Below are 20,524 nucleotides of genomic sequence, written 5' to 3'. Positions count from 1 at the left end.
CTGCTTGTCACCACGTGTCGATGAAACGGCGCGATCCGGCCGCCGGCGTATCGCGCGCGGCCGATGCCGGGAGTGCCGAGGCCAGGCCGCGCAGCAGCCAGTGGCGTGTATCGGCCGGGTCGATGACGGCGTCGATTTCCAGGTGGCTAGCCATATTAAGCGCTCGGCCACGCTGGTAGGCGCCCTCGATCATGCGCGCAAACAAGGCTTCGCGCTCGTCCGGGTCGGCCACCGCTTCGAGTTCCTTGCGAAAGCCCAGCCGGATCGAGCCCTCGATGCCCATCGCGCCGAACTCGCCGCTGGGCCAGGCCGCGGTAAAGAACGGCGCGCTGAAGCTGCCGCCCGCCATGGCTTGCGCGCCCAGGCCATAGCCCTTGCGCAGCACCACGGTGAAGAAGGGCACGCGCAGCGCGCCAGCGGTGACGAACAGGCGCGAGACGTGGCGCACCGTGGCGGTCTTTTCCGCCTCCGGTCCCACCATGAAGCCAGGCGTGTCGCACAGCGAGACGATGGGCAAGCCGTGCGCATCGCACAATTGCATGAAGCGCGCGGCCTTGTCGGCGGCGGCGGCATCGATGGCGCCGCCCAGGTGCCGCGGGTTGTTGGCGATGCAGCCGAAGGCGCGGCCCTCGATGCGGATCAGCGCGGTGATGATGCCCGCGCCAAAGGCGGCGCGCAGCTCCAGCACGGAGTCGTGATCGGCCAGCGCCGCTAGCACGCCGCGCATGTCGTAGCTGCGCAGCCGGTTCTCGGGAATCAGGTGGCGCAGCGCGCGCGCATCGCCGGCCTCCCAGTCGGGCAGGTCTCCCTGGAAATAGGACAGGTAGCGGCGCGCCGTCTCCACTGCCGCTATCTCGTCGTCGACCAGCACGTCGATCACGCCGTTGGGTGCTTGCACGCTCACCGGACCGACCTCCTCCGGAGCGAACACGCCGAGCCCGCCGCCTTCGATCATGGCCGGGCCACCCATGCCGATGGTGGCGTTGCGCGTGGCGATGATCACGTCGGCGCAGCCTAGCAGCGCGGCATTGCCGGCAAAGCAGCGCCCGGAGACGATGCCCACCAGCGGCACCTGGCCGGACAGCCGCGCGAACTGGATGAAGGACGTGCAATCCAGCCCGGCCACCACCGGGGTGTCGGTGTCTCCGGGCCGCCCGCCGCCGCCTTCGGCGAACAGCACCACCGGCACGCGCCACTGGCGCGCCAGCGCCAGCATGCGGTCCAGCTTCTTGTGGCCGTAGAAGCCCTGGGTGCCGGCCAGCACCGTGTAGTCGTACGCCAGCACCATGCAGCGCGCATCCGTGGCCGGGAAGCGTTCGGCATTGACGGTGCCAATGCCGGTGACGATGCCGTCGGCCGGCGTCGCGCGCTCCAGGTCTTCCACGCTGCGGCGCTGGCGTTGCGCGGCGATGGCGAGCGCGCCGTACTCGATGAACGAGCCTGCATCGCACAGCTGGGCGATGTTCTCGCGCGCGGTGCGCCCGCCGCGGGCATGGTGCTTGTCCACCGCTTGCGGGCGGGCCGCGTCCTGCGTGAGCGCATGGCGGGCCAGGGCGTCGCGCAGGTCCGCGCGGATATGGGCCGGATCCACGGCAGCGCCGGCCAGGGCCCCATGATGGCCGCCTTCATCCAGCGACAGCACGATCACCGGCGCGCCCGCGCGCAGCACGTCGCCGGGCGCGGCCAGCACGCGCAGCACTTCACCCGCGCCCGGCGCTTCCAGCGGGTGCTCCATCTTCATGGCTTCGATGATGGCCAGCGATTGGCCGCGCCGCACGCGGTCGCCGGGGCGCACCTGCACCGCCGCCAGCGCGCCGTCCATGGGTGCGCTGAGCAGCTCGGCATCGTCGGGCAGGTCGTCCGGCAGCGTGGATGCGAGCGCTTGCACGCTGCCGGGCGCGGCCACCGCATGCAGCACCGGATGGCCGGGATCGCTGCCCCGCGACTGCGCCGCGAGGGCCGGCAGCGCCGCGTCCAGGTACTGGGTGTGGACTGCGTTGCGCCGCACATCGTCGCGCAGCAGCAGGTCCTGCAGCAGCCTGCGGTTGGTGTCGATGCCCTCGATGCGGAACTCGCACAGCGCCCGATAAGCCTGGGCCAGCGCGCGCGCGTAGTTGCCGCCGGGCTCATGCACGATCAGCTTGGCCAGCAGCGAGTCGAAACGCGGGTTGACCGTCATGCCGGCATGGCCCGCGCCATCGACGCGCACGCCGGGGCCGCTAGGCGGCTCGTAGGCATCGATGCGGCCGCTGGCGGGGCGCAACTGGCCCTGCGCGTCGAGGTGCTCGGCGTTGATGCGCAACTGCACCGCGATGCCGCGCGGCGCGGGCGCTTGCACCAGCCCGAGGTGGCCAAGATCCTGCCCGGCGGCAATGGCCAGCTGCACCTGGACCAGGTCCACGCCGGTCACCATTTCCGTGACGGTGTGCTCCACCTGCAGGCGCGGGTTGGCCTCCATGAACCAGAACTCGCCATCCGCACCATTCGCAGCATCCGCACCCAGCAGGAACTCAAAGGTGCCGATGCCGCGATAGGCGCTGGCGCGCGCCAGCGTGATCGCGGCATCGGCCAGGCGCGCACGCATGCCAGCATCGAGCGAAGGGCTGGGCGCCACTTCAACCAGCTTCTGGTGCCTGCGCTGCAGGCTGCATTCGCGCTCGCCCAGGGCGATCACGCCGCCGGCTGCATCTGCCACCACCTGGATCTCGATATGGCGTGGAGCATGCACGATGCGCTCCACGTAGACGGCGCCGTTGCCGAACGCAGCCGTGGCTTCGGAGACGCAGCGGGCATAAGCCTCGTCGATGTCCGCAGCCGCATGCACCGCGCGCATGCCGCGCCCGCCGCCGCCGGCCAGCGCCTTGATCATCATGCCGGCTGCCTTGCCTGGCGCTTGCAGCGAGGCAAAGAACGCGTGCGTCGCCTCCAGCGTTGTCGGCCCGGTGGAGCCCGGCACCACAGGCACGTCGCACTCGTGCGCCAGCGCGCGCGCGCGCGCCTTGTCGCCGAACAGGCGCAGTACATCGGGTGCGGGACCGACGAAAGCCAGGCCGGCGTCCAGACAGGCCTGGGCAAACTCCGCGTTCTCGGACAGCAGGCCGTAACCCGGGTGGACCACGTCGCAGCCACTGCGGCGCGCGGCGTCCACGACCTGCGCGATATCGAGGTAGGCGCGCGGGCCGGTGCCGGGCAGGGCTACCGCGCCATCGGCCTTGCGCACGTGGAGGGCGTCGCGATCGTCCTCGCTATAAAGGGCCACGCTTTCCAGGCCCATGGCCGCGGCGGCGCGGGCGATGCGGATGGCGATTTCACCGCGATTGGCGATCAGTAGCTTGCGCAACGTCATGAGGCGAAGAAGGTGAATGTGGCGGATTTCATTGGGAGGGGCATCGCGGGATCAGCCAAGCTGCTCGGCCAGCGGCGCCAGGTCCTGCTTGCGCACCTTGCCCGTGGCGGTCAGCGGCAGGGCGTCGACAATATGCACCAGCGGCACCTTGTAGACGGCCATGTTGGCGCGGCACCATTGCACCAGCGCTGCGCTGTCCACCGTGCCGATGGCCTCGGGCTTGAGCATGACAAAGGCCACCGGCAACTGGCCCCGGTCCTCATCCGCGCGGCCCAGCACCGCCGAGCCGAGAATGGCCGGATGCTGGCCCAGCAGCGCCTCGATCTCGGCCGGGAACACGCTCATGCCGTTGACCTTGAGCATCTCCTTGCGCCGGCCCAGGTAGTGCAGGTAGCCGTGCTCGTCGATCAGGCCGATGTCGCCGGTGTGGAACCAGCCGTTGCGTAGCGATTCGCGCGTCGCGTCGGGTTTGTTCCAGTAGCCTTTGAGCAGGGTCGGCGTGCGCACGCACAGCTCGCCCTCGGCGCCCGGCGGCAGCAGCTCGCCGCTGGCGAAGTCGCAGATCTTGAACTCGGTGCCGGGCACGGGCAGGCCGACAAAGATGGGCTGGGCGCGCAGGTCCAGGTCATCGTCCTGCATGCCGTAGGCAAAGGTGTTGCAGGTTTGCGTCTCGGTCATGCCCCAGGCGGTCTCGGCAATGACCGAGCCGGTCAGCGCTTGCCACGCGCGGCGATAGGGCAGGTTGAGCTTCTTGACGAAGGACGATACGCCCACATGGCGCAGCGAGCGCAATGTGTACTGCGCCGCGCGCGGGTGCTCCATCACCTCCACCGCGTTGTCCACCAGCATCGACGCGTTGGTGACTTGGTAGCGCTGCACCGCCGCCATGAAGGTCTCGGGATCCCAGCGCGCCAGCAGCACCAGCGGGATACCGAAGAAGGCGGGGAAGATCAGGCAGAGGTTTTCGCCCGCGATCCAGAACTCGGGGAAGAAGCCCAGCATGACGCTGTCGTCGGCGATGTCGAGCGAGACCGCGCCGAACGCGGCCGCCATGTCCACCATATCGCCCTGGGTGTGGATGCAGCCCTTGGGCAGGCCCGTGGTGCCGCCGGTGTAGTTGAGCGCGGCCACGGCATCGAGCGAGGCCGGTGCGGCAGGGGCTGCGTGCGTGCACGCCGCCATCGCGGACAGCAGGTCGATGGCGTGGCCGTCTGCTTCGCAGTCATGGCGCGGGGCCTGCACCATGGGCGGCAGCGGCAGCGTGGGCTCGGCGGGAATCACATCGGCAAAGCTGGTCGAAAACAGCAGGGCGAGCGGATCCTGCGTGCCCAGCGCGGCGCGCGTTTCGCGCACCAGCGGCACCAGCTGGTCCAGCGCGATCAGCGCGCGCGGCGTGCTGTCGGTGAGCGCGTGCTGCAACTCGGCCCGCTGCGAGAGCGGGCTGATCGGCACGTACACGGCGCCCAGCTTGAGGATGCCGAAGAACACGATGTGGAACTGCGGGCAGTTCGGCATCAGCACCGCCACGCGCTCGCCTGCGCCGATGCCGTGTGCTGCCAGCAGCGCGGCGCAGCGGTCGCTCTGCGCGTCGAGCTCCGCGTAGCTGGTTTCGTGGCCGTAGAAGATCACCGCGGGGCGATCCGGCCGGGTGCGGCCCCAGTGGCGCAGCATGTCCGTGAGCGGCCGGCGCCCCAGCGGATATTGCGGCGTGCGCGGGGTGCGCTCGGGCCATGCGCGCTGCCAGCGCGCATGCATGTCGGCCAGGTAGGTCGTTTCGTCCATTGGCGGTGTCTCCTTGCTGATGGGCCGCCAAGCCGGCTGGGTTGGCGAAATTTACTCTTTGGTATATTTGTTTACCCTTTGGTATGATCGTATTGGCATTGCCGTCATGCGTCAAGCCAGGTGCCGCCCGCGTGAATCCAGGTTTCAGGGGGAATGGTCAACGCCAAAACGGACTGCCGGGCCTTCCAGCCGCGGCGCCATGCGAGAATCGCGTCATGCCGACTGCACAGAAAACCGCTCCCGCCGCCGAGGCCGCTCCGGAGATCGCTCCGGACGCCGTACCTGCCCGCTCGCATATCGCCGAGCGGCAGGAAGCGCGCCGCCGCCAGATCCTCGATGCCGCTGCCCAGCTGTTCTATACCAAGGGCTATCCCGGCATGACGATGAACGACCTGTGCCGCGCGCTGGGCGTGACCAAGCCGGCGGTGTACTACTACTTCACCGACAAGTACGAGATCTTCGACATCTTGTGCCGCGAGTCCGCGCAGACCTGCCTGCCGGTCATCCGCGAGACCGCCGATCCGGCCCTGCCGGTGCGCGAGCGCCTGCATGCCTGCCTGTTGGAAATGGCGCGGCGTTGCATTGCCTGCTACGTGCCCGCCACGCTCAGCTTTCGCGACAACCAGTACCTGCGGCCGGAAACGGTGACGTGGCTGGGCAATATGGCGCGCGCCTTCTACCGCGACCTCTATGCGCTGCTGGAGGAAGGCAAGCGCACGGGCGTGTTCAGCTATGGCGACGCGCGCGTGACCGCCCATGCGATCGGCAGCGTGGTTGGCTTCATGTACACCTGGCACCAGCCCGAGCGCATGGGGGCGCAGGCGCTGGCGCAAGAGCTGGCCACGAGCATGATGAAGATGGTGTTGCCGGTGGACGCCTGACTTCGGCAAGGCTTTTCGTTGCGGCCAGGCGCAAGCCGCTAGGGGAATTCCCCAGTCCGGGTTGAACTGTGCGCTAAACTTCACGTCAGACAGTGAGGAAGGTCCAGAGGACTTCATCTAACGTGTTGTCTTAACCGGGTCGCGCGTTTAGCATCTGTCGAAAATCGAACGACCATTCAGAAAATCAGGAGACGGTGCATGGAAAGACTGTGGCTGAAGCACTACCCGGCCGGCGTGCCTGCCGAGATCGATAGCAGTCAGTTCCGCTCGCTGGCCGAATTGCTCGAGGCGTCCTTCCGCACCTATGCTGATCGCCGTGCCTTTGTGTGCATGGACAAGTCGATCACCTACGGCGAACTCGACCGCATGTCGCGGCAATTCGCGGCGTGGCTGCAGTCGCGCGGGCTCAAGCCGGGCGCGCGCGTGGCCATCATGATGCCCAACGTGCTGCAGTATCCGGTGGTGCTGGCCGCGGTGCTGCGTGCCGGCTTTGTCGTTGTCAACGTCAATCCGCTCTACACCCCGCGCGAACTCGAGCATCAACTCAAGGACAGCGGCGCCGAAGCCATCGTCATCCTCGAGAACTTCGCCACCACGCTGCAGCAAGTGCTGCCCGCCACGCCGGTCAAGCATGTGGTGGTGGCCAGCATGGGCGACCTGCTGGGCGGCCTCAAGGGCGCGATCGTCAATTTCGTGGTGCGCAACGTCAAGAAGATGGTGCCGGCGTGGGAGCTGCCCAACTGCGTGCGCTTCAACGCCGTGCTGGCAGAGGGGCGCGGCATGCAGTTGCAGCCCGCCACCACGGGTCCGGACGACGTTGCCTTCCTGCAATACACCGGTGGCACCACTGGCGTTTCAAAGGGCGCCGTGCTGCTGCACCGGAACATCGTCTCCAACGTGCTGCAGTCCGAAGCCTGGATGCAGCCGGCGCTGGCCAAGGGTGCACCGATCGACCAGGTGATCACCATCACGGCGCTGCCGCTGTACCACATCTTCGCGCTGACGGTCTGCTGCCTGCTGGGCATGCGCAGCGGCGGCCTGAGCGTGCTGATTCCCAATCCGCGCGATATCCCCGGCTTCATCAAGGAGCTGCAGAAGTACAAGTTCAACATGTTCCCGGCGGTCAATACGCTGTACAACGCGCTGATCAACAGCCCGGATATCGACAAGGTCGACTTCTCTGGCTTGCGCGTGGCCAACGGCGGGGGCATGGCGGTGCAGGAAGCGGTGGCCAAGAAGTGGCTGGCCAGGACGGGCTGCCCGATCATCGAGGGCTACGGCTTGTCGGAGACCTCGCCTTCGGCGACCTGCAACCCGACTGATTCCGACGCGTTCTCCGGCACCATCGGCCTGCCGCTGCCGTCGACCGACATCGCCATTCGCGACGACGACGGCGCGGACGTGCCGCTCGGCCAGGCTGGCGAGATCTGCATCCGCGGCCCGCAGGTGATGGCCGGCTACTGGAACCGCCCGGACGAGACCGCCAAGGTCATGACGGCCGACGGCTTCTTCAAGTCTGGCGACATCGGTGTGATGGACGCGCGCGGTTACACCAAGATCGTCGATCGCAAGAAGGACATGATCCTGGTGTCCGGCTTCAACGTGTACCCGAACGAGGTCGAAGGCGTGGCCGCAGAGTGCCCGGGCGTGCTGGAGGTGGCAGCGGTGGGCGTGCCCGACGAGCATTCGGGCGAAGTGGTCAAGCTGTACGTGGTCCGCAAGGATCCCGCGCTGACAGAAGCCGAGCTGATCGCCTTCTGCAAGGAGCGACTGACCGGCTACAAGCGGCCCAAGTTCGTGGAGTTCCGCAGCGAGTTGCCCAAGACCAACGTGGGCAAGATCCTGCGCCGCGAGCTGCGCGACAGCCGCAAGGCGGCCTGAGCGAAGGGCGCTAGCCAGCCACGCACGCCGCAGCAAGAACGGCCTCCCGCAAGGGAGGCCGTTTTTCATTCAGCGGGGCGCGTCAGCATTCCCGCGAGGGCACGAGCAGCGGTTCGGGGGCGCCGTCGGGATAGACCATCCGCACGCAGGCGCCGGGCTCCAGACCAGGCGCGGCAGGGCCATTGACGATGACGTTGCCGCCGCGGCCATCCAGTGGCGCCACCGTGTACTGGAACAGGTCCATGCGCGGCCGCGGCTGCGGGCGTAACAACGTGTTCAGGTCGACGGCAAAGCCAACGCCTGCGCCGCTCCAGCCACCACCGTTCCATGCACCGCCGCCCACGCCCACGCCGGTGCTCACCGCACCGTTGTCCGGCATGTCGACCTGGCCCACCAGCGTTTTCGCGCCGATGCGCCCTAGCTTGATGGTGACGTTGAGCGGTGACACCTCGGGTCCCGGCGGCGTGCTCTGGCAAGCCGCGAGGAGCAGCGTCAGCAGCAAGGCGCAAAGCGTGCCCGGTCCCGAGCGGGCTGCGTTCATACGCTCACCAGCCCGGTCTTGAGCCGGCCCAGCAAGCGGAACAGGGCGCGCCGGTCGGTCTGGGGCAGGCCGCCGAACAATTGCTCGATCCAGTCCTCGTGCGCGCGCGCCATCTTGGAAAACGCGGTGCGCCCGGCAGGCGTGAGCCGGATCAGGTAAGCGCGGCGATCGCTCGGCAAAGCCTCGCGCGAGACCAGGCCTTCTTGCTGGAGCTGGTCCGTGATGCCGGTGACGTTGCCGCCGGTGACCATCATGCGGCGCGATAGCTCGCCCATCTTCAGGCCCTCCGGATGGCGGTCGAGCTGGGACATCAGGTCAAAGCGCGGCAGGGTGCAGGCGAAATCCTGGCGCAGCCGGGAGCGGATGTCGGCTTCGACCAGATTGGTGCAGGTCAGCAGGCGCAGCCACAGGCGCAGGGCGTCGTGGGCGTTATCGTCGGCGCTGGTTTCGAGATCGACCGGCGCTTCTTCGGCGCCGGCCTTGGGCGGGGCCTCGGCGGCAGGTGGGGTAGGCATCGCGGCACGCTGGTTGTTTGATGCCTCAAGTATATGCGCTTGCATGCCGCCACGGGCCGGCGCTCGCCTCAATCCACCTTGGCGCCCGAGTCCTTGACCACCTTGGCCCACTTGGTGAGCTCGGCGCGGATAAAGGCGGCGAACTGCTCCGGCGTGTTGCCGACCGGGTCGGCGCCCTGGGCCAGCATCTTTTCCCGCATGGCCGGCGTGCCCAGCGCGCGCGCGACTTCCTGCTGGACGCGTGCGACGACCTCATGCGGCGTGCCGGCGGGCGCCAGCAAGCCGAACCAGGAACTGGCCTCGAAGCCTGGCAGGCGGGCCGCCTCTGCCACCGTCGGCACGCCCGGCAGCGCCGGCGAGGGTTTGGCGCTGGTGACCGCCAGCGCCTTGAGCTTGCCGCTCTTGATCAGCGCCATCGACGAGGGCAGGTTGTCGAACATGAGCTGCATGGTGCCGCCGGCCAGGTCGGTCAGGGCCGGGCCGCTGCCCTTGTAGGGGAAGTGCACCATGAAGGTATGGGTCTGGGTCTTGAACAGCTCCCCTGCCAGGTGGATCGAGGTACCGTTGCCGCTCGACGCCATATTGAGCTTGCCGGGGTTGGCGCGCACATAGGCGATCAGGTCGGTGACGCTGTTGATGCGGTTTTGCTGCGCGAAGGCGGGGTTGACCACCAGCACATTGGGCACCGAGGCCACCTCAGTGATGGGGGAGAAGTCCTTGACCGGGTCGAACGGCAGCTTGCCGTACAGAGACTGGTTGATGCCATGCGTGCCGACCGTGCCCATCAACAGCGTGTAGCCGTCCGGCGCGGCCTTGGCGACCATGTCGGTGCCGATGTTGCCGCCCGCGCCCGGCCGGTTGTCGACGACTACGTTCCAGCCCTGGAGCTTGGACAGTTCGGCGGCCACTGCGCGCGCCAGGATGTCGGTCGTGCCGCCGGCGGGGAACGGCACCACCAGGCGGATCGGCTTGTTGGGGTAGGGGTCCGCGGCTTGCGCGGGCGCTTGCCAAGCGAGGGGGCCAAGGCAGGCACCGGCGAGGGTGGCAAGCAGCCTGTGTGTCGCGCGGCGGCGGGTGCGGTGCATGGGGTCTCCTTATGGGTGCCTGCGTTTTTTGCCGGACGGCGCGATGGCGTGGTACGCATCGCCGATACATCCGGAAGGCTGCTGCATTGTAGTGTCGGCATAACAATGTGCCGATAAGGTGATGCCCTAGGACCGGAAGGCGAGGCAGCGCCATGAAAAAAGGCACCCGAAGGTGCCTTTGCCGTGCCGCGCGGTGCGCTTAGAACTTGTGGCGGATACCGACGCCGACGCCCAGCATGTTGTCGTTGTTGGAGCCGAGGAAGTAGCCGTTGGCGAAGCTGATTGCCGAGGTGTCGAAATTCAGGCCGGCGTTCTTCGCGTATGCGGCCGTCAGGTAGACGTCGGTACGCTTGGACAGGTTGTAGTCGGCGATGAACGAAACCTGCCACGGGTTCTTGACGTTGACGCCGCCGAGGTTCTTGACGTCGTCATAGTTGTACTGCAGCGTCAGGCCCAGCGGTGCGGTGACCTGGTAGTTGGCACCGATCCAGTAGTAGTTGTCGCGCAGAATGGGCGCGCCGTTCTGTGCCTTGGCCTGGCCCCAGCGATAGCCGCCCATGATCTTGGCCGGGCCGAAGGCATAGCTGCCTGCCACTGCCGCCTTCTTGAACGTGCCGGTGTCGCCGGTCGCGCTCAGGGTCGGGTTGTACTGGTCGTAGGCGATGGTCGCGCCGAACGGACCGGCAGCGTAGGCCACGCCGGCGCCGTAGCCGGTGTCGCGGCGGAACTGGCCCGGGACTTCGCCGTTGCCTGCCACGCCGTTGCCGAAGGACCAGTGCGCGATCGCGGTCACCGGACCGAATACGCCCGTGTACTTGGCGGTGTTGTCGGAGCGGAAGTTCAGGCCGAGCTGGGCGACCACCGGCTCATACTGGGTGGCGTAGCCGCTGGGCGAGAAGTTGGCGAGCAGGTCGAACAGCGTGGTGTACTGGCGACCAAAGGTGAAGCGGCCAGCCTGGGCGCTTTCGATACCCACATACGCTTGACGACCGAACAGGCGGCCGCCTTGCTGCAGCGAGCCGGTGTCGAGGGAGAAGCCGTTTTCGAGCACGAACAGCGCCTTCAAGCCGCCGCCCAGGTCTTCCACGCCGCGCAGGCCCCAACGCGAGCCGGACAGGCCGCCGGAGGACATGCGATAGACGGAATTGCCGCGACCGGTGTTGAGGCCGTTGGCGACCGACGGCGCAACGCCGAGGTGATTGACGTATTCGAGGTTCATATCCGCAACGCCGTACAGCGTCACGCTGGACTGGGCCTGTGCGGCACCCGCGAATGCACCCAACGCAGCCAGCGCGAGAAGCGATTTTTTCATGCTCGATGATCTCCGTGTAAGAATTATTGGTGGCCAGCGGAGAAACCTCCTGAGTCTCCATTTTCCGCTTACCCAACTTCGTCAGAAGCTGCCAACTACTGTAACAAACCGCCTTCGATTCACAATCGGGTTCACTGCCCTTGTCAGCTTTTCACAACTCAGGGTTTTGGAGTATCTGGCCCTTGCCGGTGCGGGCCAGGCGGGAGAAGCCCGGCAAGCCGCCACGGTACAATGCGGGAAATCCCGAGGGCGTATTCGTCGGTCCATCTTCCCCTTCAGCCAGGGAGTGGGACGCGGAACCGCTTCGAGCAACCACCAGCGCATGCATCCATGGATACCTTGATTCGCGAATTCGATGTGGCCTTGCGCGCGATCGCAGGCGTCACGCGCGCCAGCCGCGCCAATCCCGCCGAGGCGCTTGCGCCCGATGCGCAGAGCCTCGACGAGACGCAACGCCGCCACGTGGCCGGGCTCATGCGCATCAACCACGTGGGTGAGGTCTGCGCGCAGGCTCTTTACCAGGCCCAGAAGCTGACCGCGCGCACGCCGCAGGTCCGCGCGCAGATGGATGAGGCCGCGCGCGAGGAAGAAGACCACCTCGGCTGGTGCGCCGAACGCCTGCGCGAGCTCGGATCGCGTCCCAGTCTGCTCAACCCGCTCTGGTACGCAGGCGCGTTTGCCATTGGCTGGGCGGCGGGCCGAGCGGGCGACCGCGTCAGCCTGGGATTTGTCTCCGAGACCGAGTACCAGGTCGAGCAGCACCTGAATGGCCATCTCGAGCAGATCCCCGTTGCCGATGACCGGTCGCGCGCGATCCTGGAGCAGATGCGCGACGACGAGGTGAGGCACGGCGCCGCCGCGCGCGAGGCGGGCGGCATGGCGCTGCCCTCGCCAGTGCGCGCGATGATGCGGGCAGCCTCCAAGGTGATGACCACCGCCGCGTATCGGATCTGAGTGACGGCACCGGAGCGGGAAGCCCCGCCCCGGCGCCTCGCGCACCAGCAAGCCAGGTACCCCCCGCACGCGGGGTAGACGCGAAAACGTTGTATCCTTCCATCGGTCCGGCTCGGCCGTTTTTCCTGTTGCAGGCAGTTCCTTCCTCAGTTGTTCTCAGGTGGTTTCTCTGCTTTCTTCCATAAGATCTTCATTTCATTGGGAATTCACTTTTTCGGTGCGCGAGGTGTGCGCGCTAAGTCATTGTTCTAATTAAAAAAACCCGGATTGTTGCCCCATAACGAGCCTTGACCCGTGAAATCGCTTCCTCTAAAGTGGGAAATAGTGTGAGGAAGTGTGTTTTTGTGTGAAAACGCAGTCTGGCTATGGGATCATCGCCCAACGTCGGATTTAAAGGATTCACGCGCCAGCCGGTGGCAAGCATGCCGGCGCGGACCGGGGAGCTAGCTTGTTTCAGGGCGCATCGGCGCTGTCACTGGATGCCAAGGGCCGGATGTCGATTCCGGCGCGGCACCGTGAAGCGCTACAACAGCAGGCCGAGGGCCGGGTAACGCTGACCAAGCACCCGGACGGCTGCCTGCTGCTGTTTCCGCGCCCTGAATGGGAAAACTTCCGTGGTCGCATTGCGGCTTTGCCGATGGACGCGCACTGGTGGAAGCGCATCTTCCTGGGCAATGCCGCCGATGTCGACATGGACGGCGCGGGCCGGGTGCTGATCGCGCCCGAGCTGCGTAGCGCCGCCTTGCTCGACAAGGAAGTCATGCTGCTCGGTATGGGCAGCCATTTCGAAGTCTGGGATGCCGCAACCTACGCCGCCAAGGAACAGCAGGCGATGGCGCAGGGCATGCCGGAAGCATTAAAGAATTTCTCTTTCTGACGAGGTCATGAGCTCAACCCAAACGCCGGGGACCACCGCCCTGCGCCATCGCACCGTGTTGCTGGACGAGGCTGTCGAAGCCCTGGTCTGGCGGCCCGATGGCGTCTATGTGGACGGCACCTTCGGCAGAGGGGGGCACAGCCGGGCAATTCTGGCCCGGCTAGGCCCGGCCGGGGCACTGGTGGCCTTCGACAAGGATCCGGCAGCAATCGCAGAGGCGGGCACCATCAAGGATGCCCGCTTCTCCATTGAGCACACCAGCTTCGCCGAGATGCCGGCGGCGCTGGCGGGCCATGGAAAGGTCGCCGGGATATTGCTCGACCTGGGCATCAGCTCCCCCCAGATCGACGACGCGGAGCGGGGGTTTTCCTTTCGCTTCGAGGGACCGCTGGACATGCGCATGGACACCACGCGCGGCATGACCGCCGCGCAGTGGCTGGCGCAAGCGGATGAGCAAGACATCGCAAGGGTGATACGGGACTATGGGGAAGAACGGTTTGCTGTACAGATTGCAAAGGCGGTTGTTGCTCGCCGGAGCGAACCCGGCCATGGCGGACCGCTTACCACTACTGCCGAGCTTGCCGCGCTCGTGGCGAAAGCCGTCAAAACACGCGAGAAGGGTCAGGACCCTGCGACCCGCACCTTTCAGGCTCTACGGATTCACGTCAATCAAGAGCTTGCGGACCTCGAAAGCGGCCTGAGCGCCGCTTACGACTTATTGCAGGAAGGCGGGCGGCTGGTGGTCATCAGTTTTCATTCGCTTGAGGACCGCATCGTCAAGCGGTTCATGCAGGCGCACGCCCGTCCGCAGCAGAATGCCGATCCCGCCATGCGCCGCGCGCCCCTGCGCGCGGACCAGCTGCCGCAGCCCACGCTGAAGCTGCTCGGCCGGGTCAAGCCGGGCGCCGAAGAGGTTGCCGCCAACCCGCGTGCCCGCTCCGCGGTGATGCGCGTGGCCGAGAAGCTGCCGTCCCCTTCGTCCCCTTCGTCCGCCTCCACCCAGAAGGCGGGCCGCCCATGAACCGCCTGACTTTCTTCCTGCTGGCCGCCCTGATGCTGTGCGCGCTCTCGCTGGTGAGCGCGCAGCACCAGGCCCGCACCCTGTTCGTCGCCCACGAGCGCGCGCAGGCGGAAGAAAAGCAGCTCGACATCGACTGGTCCCGCTTGCAGTACCAGCAGAGCTCGCTCGGCAAGAGCGCGCGCATCGCGGAAGCGGCCCGGACACAGTTGAAGATGACGCCGGTGCTGCCCGGCAGGACCCAATACCTGGCCGGCGTGGTGCTGGACGCACCGCCCGCCAGCGCGCCCGCCGCTGCAGCACCCGAGGGGAGTAAGCCATGACCATCGCCCGGCCCTCGCAAAACGCCCAGCGCGGCAACCCTTCGCGCCCACGCACCGGCCAGTTCGCCGCTAGTCCCGTGCTTGGCCTGCGCCTGCCGATGTGGCGCTCGAAGCTGGTGGTGTTCATGATGTTCGCCGCCTTCGTCGCCCTGGCTGGGCGCGCGCTCTGGATCCAGGGCCCGGGCAACCAGTTCTACGAGGCCGAAGGCAAGAAGCGCTTCCAGCGCACGCTCGAGCTGCCCGCAACGCGCGGCAAGATCCTTGACCGCAATGGGCTGGTGCTGGCGACCAGCTTGCCCGTGAAGGCCATCTGGGCGGTCCCGGAGGATGTGCCCGACGAGATCGACGCTGACAAGATCCGCCAGTTGAGCAAGCTGCTCGACATGAGCGACAAGGAACTGCGCCGCAAATTCACGGAAGACAAGAGCTTCGTCTACCTGAAGCGCCAGGTGCTGCCGGATGTCGCGGACAAGATCGCCGCGCTCAAGATCGAAGGCATTCACCAGACCCGTGAATACAAGCGCTTCTATCCGGAAGGCGAGGCGATGGCGCACATCGTCGGCTTTACCAATGTCGAAGACCGCGGCCAGGAAGGCGTGGAGCTGGCGCGCGAGGGCGTTCTGGCCGGCAAGTCCGGCGCGCGCCAGGTGATCAAGGACCGCCTTGGCCGCGTGGTGGAGGATGTGGGCATCCTCAAGACGCCGCGCGACGGCGAGGACCAGCAGCTCTCCATCGATGCCAAGATCCAGTACCTGGCCTACAACGAGGTCAAGGCCATCGTCGAGCGCAGCAAGGCCAAGGCGGCCAGCGCCGTGGTGCTCGACGCGCAGACCGGTGAGGTGCTGGCGCTGGCCAACTGGCCGACCTACAACCCCAACGACCGCACCCGCCTGTCGGGCGAGCAGCTGCGCAACCGGGTCCTGACCGACACCTTCGAGCCGGGCTCGATGATGAAGCCGATCACGATCGGCCTGGCGCTGCAGCTCAAGCGCGTCACGCCGTCGACGGTATTTGCCACGACCGGCAAGTTCAACTACGAAGGCGCCACCATCAGCGATACCCACAACTACGGGGCGCTGACCGTGGCCGGCATCATCCAGAAGTCCAGCAACATCGGCACGACCAAGATTTCGATGCTGCTCAAGCCGCAGGAAATGTGGGATATGTATATGAGCGTGGGCCTGGGCCAGGCGCCCAAGATCGGCTTCCCCGGCGCCGTGGCCGGACGGGTGCGCCCGTACAAGAGCTGGCGGCCCATCGAGCAGGCGACCATGTCCTATGGCTACGGCCTGTCGGTGTCGCTGTTCCAGATCGCCCACGCTTACACCATCTTCGCCCATGATGGCGAACTGATCCCGGTCACCATGTTCCGGAACCAGGGCCCGGTCACTGGCGAGCGCGTGCTGTCGCCCGAGGTGGCGCGCCAGGTGCGGGCCATGCTGGAGACGGTGACGGCGCCTGGCGGCACTGCGCCCGAAGCCCAGGTGATGGGCTACCGGGTTGGCGGCAAGACGGGCACGGCGTACAAGCACGTGGGCCGCGGCTACGACCGCAGCAAGTACCGGGCTTCCTTTATCGGCCTGGCGCCGATGTCCAACCCGCGCGTGATCGTGGCCGTGAGCGTGGATGAGCCTACTTCCGGCAGCCACTATGGTGGCGCCGCGGCGGGCCCGGCCTTCTCCGCGATTACCGGCGGCGCGCTGCGCGCGCTCAATGTGCAGCCGGATTCGCCGATCCGGCAGTTGGTCGTGAGCGACAAGGTGCAGGAAAGCGAACCGTGGAGCGCGACGCAATGACCCGGACGCTGCTCCCCCTCGAAGTGGCCGCGCAGGCTGGCGATGCCTTGGCCTGGCTGCGCCAGCACGCCCCCGCCGGCGCCAAGCTGACGGGCGACACGCGCCGGCTGGCTCAGGGCGACGTGTTCGTTGCCTATGTGCTGGGCAATGCGCGCCTGTCGACCGATGGGCGCCCCCATATCGCCCAGGCGATTGCCCGCGGCGCCAGCGCCGTGATCTTTGAGGCCGATGGCTTTGCCTGGCCGCATGGCGAAGGCGTGCCGCATCTTGGCGTGCCGGGCCTGCACCAGCTTGCCGGCCCGATTGCCGCAGGCTGGTATGACAACGCCGCGCGCGATCTTGCCGTGACCGGCATCACCGGCACCAATGGCAAGACGTCGTGCTGCCAGTGGTTGGCGCGCGTGCTGCAGGCCGCGGGCAAGCGCTGCGCCACCATCGGCACGCTTGGCACCGGGTTTCCCGATGCGCTCACGGCGACCGGCTTCACCACGCCCGACGCGGTCCAGTTGCAGGACAGCCTGGCCGCGCTGCATGGCGCCGGCGCGCGCGCGGTCGCCATGGAGGTGTCCTCGCACGGCCTGGAGCAAGGCCGCGTGGCCGGCACGCACTTCGCGGTGGCGGTGCTGACCAACCTGACCCAGGACCATCTCGACTACCACGGCACCATGGCCGAATACGAGGCGGCCAAGGCCCTGCTGTTCCAGTGGCCCGGCCTGCGTGCCGCCGTGATCAACCGCGACGATGCCATGGGTGGTCGCCTGCTGGCCGGCCCCGCGCTCGCCGCGCAGGTGATCGAGTACGGCATCGATGGCGCGGCCGGCCCGACCCGCAAGGCTGGCCAGTGGCTGCGCGCGACCAACGTGCGCGCCACCGCCGCAGGCACGGCCTTCCATGTGGATGGCAGCTTCGGCAGCGCCGATGTCAGCACGCCGATGATCGGCGCCTTCAATGTCAGCAACCTGCTCGCCGTGCTGGGCGCCACGCTGGCCAACGGCATTGCCTGGGACGCTGCCCTTGACGCGCTGCGCACGCTCAAGCCGGTCGATGGCCGCATGGAGTTGTTCGGCGGCAGCCATGGCGGCCAGGACGGGCCGCTGGCAGTGGTCGATTACGCTCACACCCCGGACGCACTAGAAAAGACGCTGGACGCGCTGCGCCCCGTGGCCCAGGCCCGCAAGGGCCGGCTGTGGTGCGTGTTCGGCTGTGGCGGCGACCGCGACCCGATCAAGCGCCCGCTGATGGGCGAAGTGGCCGAGCGGCTTGCCGACGAGGTGGTGCTGACCAGCGACAACCCGCGCAGCGAAGACCCGCAAGACATCCTGAACGCCATTGCCGACGGCATGGCCGACCGCAGCCGCGCGCACCTGATCGAGGACCGCGCAGCCGCCATCCTGTATGCCATCAAGCACGCCACCGTAGCCGATGTGGTGCTGGTGGCCGGCAAGGGGCACGAAGCCACCCAGGAGGTGCAGGGCCGCAAGCGGCCTTTCTCCGACCGCGAGCATGTCCGTCTGACGCTGGGCACGCGTGGGGTGTCAGCATGACGCAATACACCATGACCGATTTGCAGCAAGCCGCCGGCTGGATCGCCGGCGCGCGTCTTTCCGGGCCCGATGGCGCAGGCAGCCGGGCGTTCGCGCGCGTGCTGACTGACAGCCGCACGGTCCAGCCCGGCGACCTGTTCGTCGCGCTCAAGGGCGAGCGCTTCGACGCGCACGACTTCCTGGCCGACGTCGTGGCGAGTGGCGCCGCCGCGGTGCTGGTGGACCGCGAGCCCGACGCCGCGCTTGGCATTCCCGCCATCGTGGTGCCCGATACCCGCCTGGCGCTGGGCCAGCTGGCCGCCGGCTGGCGCCGCCGTTTCAGCTTGCCCGCGGTTGCGGTAACGGGCAGCAACGGCAAGACCACTGTCAAGGAAATGATCGCCGCGATCTTCGCGGCGGCGGTAGGGGAGGGTGCCCGCCTGGCAACGGGCGGCAACCTGAACAACGATATCGGCCTGCCGCTGACCGTGCTGCGGCTGTCCGCCGCGCACCGGCTCGCCGTGCTCGAGCTCGGCATGAACCACCCGGGTGAGACCGTCTACCTGGCCAGCATCGCCCAGCCTACCGTGGCGGTGGTGACCAACGCGCAGCGCGAGCACCAGGAGTTCATGGTGAACGTGGAGGCCGTGGCGCATGAACACGCCGCGGCGATCGCGGCATTGCCCGCAGACGGCGTGGCGGTGTTCCCGCTCGACGCCGAAGGCGGCGGCGCGCATGCCGGCATCTGGCGCCAGGCAGCCGGTGCGCGCCGAGTGCTGTCGTTTGGCCTGGATGCCAGCGCCGATGTCCGCGCCGATGTGGCTCTGGACGACGGCGTGCAAATGATGCAGGTCAGCGCGCCTGGTGCCGCGTTCGAGGTCCGCTTGTCGGTGCTTGGCACCCACAACGTGCGCAACGCGCTGGCGGCGATCGCCTGCGCGCTGGGCGCGGGCGTCGGCATCGCGGCGATCCAGGCAGGGCTGGCCGGGTTTGCCGCGGTCAAGGGCCGGCTGCAGGTCAAGCATGCCACCGGCGGCACGCTGGTGATCGATGACAGCTACAACGCCAATCCCGATTCGGTGCGAGCCGCCATCGACGTGCTGGCCGGGTTTGCCGCGCCGCGTTTGCTGGTGTTGGGCGACATGGGTGAAGTGGGCGACCAGGGGCCGGCCTTTCACACGGAGATCGGCGCCTACGCGCGTGCGCATGGCATCGAGGCGCTGTGGGCGACCGGCGCGGCCATGGTGCACGCGGTGCAGGCGTTTGGCGCCGCAGCCCGGTATTTCGAACGGGCCGAGGACCTCGCCCAGGCGTTGGCGCAAGACAAGGACGGTACCGTGGCGGCGGCAAGCGCGGTACTGGTGAAGGGATCTCGGTTCATGCGGATGGAACGGATGGTCGATGCGCTGGTCGCAATCACTCCCGCGCATTAATCGTCATCAACAGTTATTTACGCAATCAATCAGATAGCCCGGCGCCGCTGGGTGGTTGTCGAAAGGAATACGGACACACGATGTTATTGGCTCTGGCCCAGTGGCTGCAAAACGACTACAGCTTCCTGCGGGTCTTCAACTACCTGACCTTCCGCGCGGTGATGGCTAACCTCACCGCGCTTTTGATCGGGCTCGGCCTTGGGCCGTGGGTGATCCGCAAGCTGACCGAACTCAAGATCGGCCAGGCGGTGCGCACCATCGGCCCGCAGTCGCACCTGGTCAAGGCCGGCACGCCCACCATGGGCGGCGTGCTGGTGCTGGTGTCGATCGCCATCTCCACGTTGCTGTGGTGCGACTGGGGCAATCGCTTTATCTGGGTCGTGATGCTGGTGACCCTGGGCTACGGCGCGATCGGCTGGGTGGACGACTACCGCAAGGTGGTTTATCGCGATCCGCGCGGCATGTCGAGCCGCGAGAAGTTTTTCTGGCAGACCCTGATCGGCCTGGTGGCCGCGGTCTACCTGGCGTTTTCGGTATCGGAAAGCAGCAATGTGCGGGTGTGGGACTTGTTCCTGGGCTGGGTCGAAGGCGGTTTGTCGCTCGACATGCCTTACAAGTCCAACCTGATCGTGCCCTTCTTCAAGGAAGTGAGCTATCCGCTGGGCGTGGCCGGCTTCATCGTGCTGACTTATCTGGTGATCGTGGGTTCGAGCAATGCGGTGAACCTGACCGATGGCCTGGACGGCCTGGTGATCATGCCGGTGGTGCTGGTTGGCAGCGGGCTGGGCGTGTTTGCCTACGTGATGGGCAGTTCGGTCTACAGCAAGTACCTGCTGTTCCCGCATATCCCCGGGGCCGGCGAGTTGCTGATCTTTTGCTCGGCGCTGGCGGGGGCGGGCCTGGCCTTCCTCTGGTTCAACGCGCACCCGGCCCAGGTCTTCATGGGCGACGTTGGCGCGCTCGCGCTGGGCGGCGCGCTGGGCACGGTGGCGGTGATTGTGCGCCAGGAGATTGTGCTGTTCGTGATGGGCGGCATCTTCGTGGTGGAAACGTTGTCGGTGATGCTGCAGGTGGGCTGGTTCAAGATCACCAAGCGGCGCTACGGCGAGGGCCGGCGGTTGTTCAAGATGGCGCCGCTGCACCACCACTTTGAATTGTCGGGCTGGAAGGAAACGCAGGTGACGGTGCGCTTCTGGATCATCACCATGTTGCTGGTGCTGATCGGGCTGTCGTCGCTCAAGTTGCGCTGAAACCGGC

General features: G+C 67.1%; 16 protein-coding genes. 10 read left to right on the top strand and 6 right to left on the bottom strand.

Annotation, left to right across the window (positions count from 1 at the left end):
* Positions 1–7 precede the first annotated feature (7 nt).
* Together A9975_RS37045 and A9975_RS37040 are read right to left on the bottom strand one after the other, a co-directional pair.
* Positions 8–3,346 carry a carboxyl transferase domain-containing protein gene (locus A9975_RS37045; protein ID WP_183037066.1) on the bottom strand — a complete coding sequence of 1,113 codons (3,339 nt, stop codon included), beginning with the start codon at positions 3,344–3,346 and terminating at the stop codon, positions 8–10.
* Between the two features lie 51 nt (positions 3,347–3,397).
* A complete protein-coding gene (locus A9975_RS37040; RefSeq protein WP_183037065.1) occupies positions 3,398–5,128 on the bottom strand; it encodes an AMP-binding protein in 1,731 nt (576 codons plus the stop codon).
* 215 nt (positions 5,129–5,343) lie between these two features.
* On the opposite strand from A9975_RS37040, the gene A9975_RS37035 reads away from it, so the two are divergent.
* Positions 5,344–6,009, top strand: coding sequence for a TetR/AcrR family transcriptional regulator (locus A9975_RS37035; RefSeq protein WP_183037064.1), 666 nt, complete (start codon positions 5,344–5,346; stop codon positions 6,007–6,009).
* Positions 6,010–6,207: 198 nt separating this feature from the next.
* Positions 6,208–7,890 (top strand): long-chain fatty acid--CoA ligase, encoded by a 1,683-nt coding sequence (locus A9975_RS37030; RefSeq protein ID WP_183037063.1) that lies wholly within the window; start codon positions 6,208–6,210, stop codon positions 7,888–7,890.
* A gap of 82 nt (positions 7,891–7,972) precedes the next feature.
* Here the strand turns inward: A9975_RS37030 and A9975_RS37025 are convergent, their stop codons facing one another.
* From A9975_RS37025 to A9975_RS37010, 4 genes are all read right to left on the bottom strand, one after another.
* Positions 7,973–8,431, bottom strand: a complete 459-nt coding sequence (locus A9975_RS37025) for a hypothetical protein (protein ID WP_183037062.1) — start codon at positions 8,429–8,431, stop codon at positions 7,973–7,975.
* A complete protein-coding gene (locus tag A9975_RS37020) occupies positions 8,428–8,946 on the bottom strand; it encodes a MarR family winged helix-turn-helix transcriptional regulator (protein ID WP_183037061.1) in 519 nt (172 codons plus the stop codon). The genes A9975_RS37025 and A9975_RS37020 overlap by 4 nt, the downstream gene beginning before the upstream one ends.
* Before the next feature lie 68 nt (positions 8,947–9,014).
* Positions 9,015–10,031: a tripartite tricarboxylate transporter substrate binding protein gene (locus tag A9975_RS37015; RefSeq protein WP_183037060.1), complete on the bottom strand. Its 1,017-nt coding sequence runs from the start codon at positions 10,029–10,031 to the stop codon at positions 9,015–9,017.
* A 199-nt stretch (positions 10,032–10,230) separates the two neighbouring features.
* A complete protein-coding gene (locus A9975_RS37010; protein ID WP_150986798.1) occupies positions 10,231–11,343 on the bottom strand; it encodes a porin in 1,113 nt (370 codons plus the stop codon).
* Positions 11,344–11,673: 330 nt separating this feature from the next.
* Between A9975_RS37010 and coq7 the strand changes: the two genes are divergently transcribed.
* The 8 genes from coq7 (at position 11,674) to mraY (ending at position 20,517) form a co-directional block, all read left to right on the top strand.
* Entirely contained in the window at positions 11,674–12,297 is a 624-nt protein-coding gene (gene coq7 / locus A9975_RS37005; protein ID WP_183037059.1) for a 2-polyprenyl-3-methyl-6-methoxy-1,4-benzoquinone monooxygenase, read from the top strand.
* Positions 12,298–12,745: 448 nt separating this feature from the next.
* On the top strand, positions 12,746–13,174 hold the full coding sequence (gene mraZ, locus A9975_RS37000; RefSeq protein WP_150986800.1) for a division/cell wall cluster transcriptional repressor MraZ: 429 nt from the start codon (positions 12,746–12,748) through the stop codon (positions 13,172–13,174).
* Positions 13,175–13,181: 7 nt separating this feature from the next.
* The gene (gene rsmH, locus A9975_RS36995) at positions 13,182–14,195 is read left to right on the top strand and encodes a 16S rRNA (cytosine(1402)-N(4))-methyltransferase RsmH (protein ID WP_183037058.1); all 1,014 of its coding nucleotides are present in this window, start codon (positions 13,182–13,184) and stop codon (positions 14,193–14,195) included.
* Positions 14,192–14,515: a cell division protein FtsL gene (ftsL, locus tag A9975_RS36990; RefSeq protein ID WP_150986802.1), complete on the top strand. Its 324-nt coding sequence runs from the start codon at positions 14,192–14,194 to the stop codon at positions 14,513–14,515. The genes rsmH and ftsL overlap by 4 nt, the downstream gene beginning before the upstream one ends.
* Complete coding sequence (locus A9975_RS36985) at positions 14,512–16,311, top strand: penicillin-binding protein 2 (protein ID WP_150986803.1); 1,800 nt, start codon at positions 14,512–14,514, stop codon at positions 16,309–16,311. Before ftsL ends, A9975_RS36985 begins: the two co-directional genes overlap by 4 nt.
* The gene (locus A9975_RS36980; protein WP_183037076.1) at positions 16,308–17,855 is read left to right on the top strand and encodes a UDP-N-acetylmuramoyl-L-alanyl-D-glutamate--2,6-diaminopimelate ligase; all 1,548 of its coding nucleotides are present in this window, start codon (positions 16,308–16,310) and stop codon (positions 17,853–17,855) included. Before A9975_RS36985 ends, A9975_RS36980 begins: the two co-directional genes overlap by 4 nt.
* The gene (gene murF, locus A9975_RS36975; RefSeq protein WP_183037057.1) at positions 17,852–19,267 is read left to right on the top strand and encodes a UDP-N-acetylmuramoyl-tripeptide--D-alanyl-D-alanine ligase; all 1,416 of its coding nucleotides are present in this window, start codon (positions 17,852–17,854) and stop codon (positions 19,265–19,267) included. Before A9975_RS36980 ends, murF begins: the two co-directional genes overlap by 4 nt.
* Positions 19,268–19,347: 80 nt before the next feature.
* Positions 19,348–20,517, top strand: a complete 1,170-nt coding sequence (mraY, locus tag A9975_RS36970) for a phospho-N-acetylmuramoyl-pentapeptide-transferase (RefSeq protein WP_017227540.1) — start codon at positions 19,348–19,350, stop codon at positions 20,515–20,517.
* Positions 20,518–20,524 lie beyond the last annotated feature (7 nt).

Source organism: Cupriavidus sp. UME77 (genome assembly GCF_014170355.1).
Lineage (GTDB): Bacteria > Pseudomonadota > Gammaproteobacteria > Burkholderiales > Burkholderiaceae > Cupriavidus > Cupriavidus basilensis.
This window is presented reverse-complemented; position numbering and strand designations above follow the sequence as displayed.

Coding starts and splice junctions, on each gene's coding strand:
- A9975_RS37045 (WP_183037066.1), bottom strand. CDS start 3,346: ATGACGTTGCGCAAGCTACTGATCGCCAATCGCGGTGAAATCGCCATC.
- A9975_RS37040 (WP_183037065.1), bottom strand. CDS start 5,128: ATGGACGAAACGACCTACCTGGCCGACATGCATGCGCGCTGGCAGCGC.
- A9975_RS37035 (WP_183037064.1), top strand. CDS start 5,344: ATGCCGACTGCACAGAAAACCGCTCCCGCCGCCGAGGCCGCTCCGGAG.
- A9975_RS37030 (WP_183037063.1), top strand. CDS start 6,208: ATGGAAAGACTGTGGCTGAAGCACTACCCGGCCGGCGTGCCTGCCGAG.
- A9975_RS37025 (WP_183037062.1), bottom strand. CDS start 8,431: ATGAACGCAGCCCGCTCGGGACCGGGCACGCTTTGCGCCTTGCTGCTG.
- A9975_RS37020 (WP_183037061.1), bottom strand. CDS start 8,946: ATGCCTACCCCACCTGCCGCCGAGGCCCCGCCCAAGGCCGGCGCCGAA.
- A9975_RS37015 (WP_183037060.1), bottom strand. CDS start 10,031: ATGCACCGCACCCGCCGCCGCGCGACACACAGGCTGCTTGCCACCCTC.
- A9975_RS37010 (WP_150986798.1), bottom strand. CDS start 11,343: ATGAAAAAATCGCTTCTCGCGCTGGCTGCGTTGGGTGCATTCGCGGGT.
- coq7 (WP_183037059.1), top strand. CDS start 11,674: ATGGATACCTTGATTCGCGAATTCGATGTGGCCTTGCGCGCGATCGCA.
- rsmH (WP_183037058.1), top strand. CDS start 13,182: ATGAGCTCAACCCAAACGCCGGGGACCACCGCCCTGCGCCATCGCACC.
- ftsL (WP_150986802.1), top strand. CDS start 14,192: ATGAACCGCCTGACTTTCTTCCTGCTGGCCGCCCTGATGCTGTGCGCG.
- A9975_RS36985 (WP_150986803.1), top strand. CDS start 14,512: ATGACCATCGCCCGGCCCTCGCAAAACGCCCAGCGCGGCAACCCTTCG.
- A9975_RS36980 (WP_183037076.1), top strand. CDS start 16,308: ATGACCCGGACGCTGCTCCCCCTCGAAGTGGCCGCGCAGGCTGGCGAT.
- murF (WP_183037057.1), top strand. CDS start 17,852: ATGACGCAATACACCATGACCGATTTGCAGCAAGCCGCCGGCTGGATC.
- mraY (WP_017227540.1), top strand. CDS start 19,348: ATGTTATTGGCTCTGGCCCAGTGGCTGCAAAACGACTACAGCTTCCTG.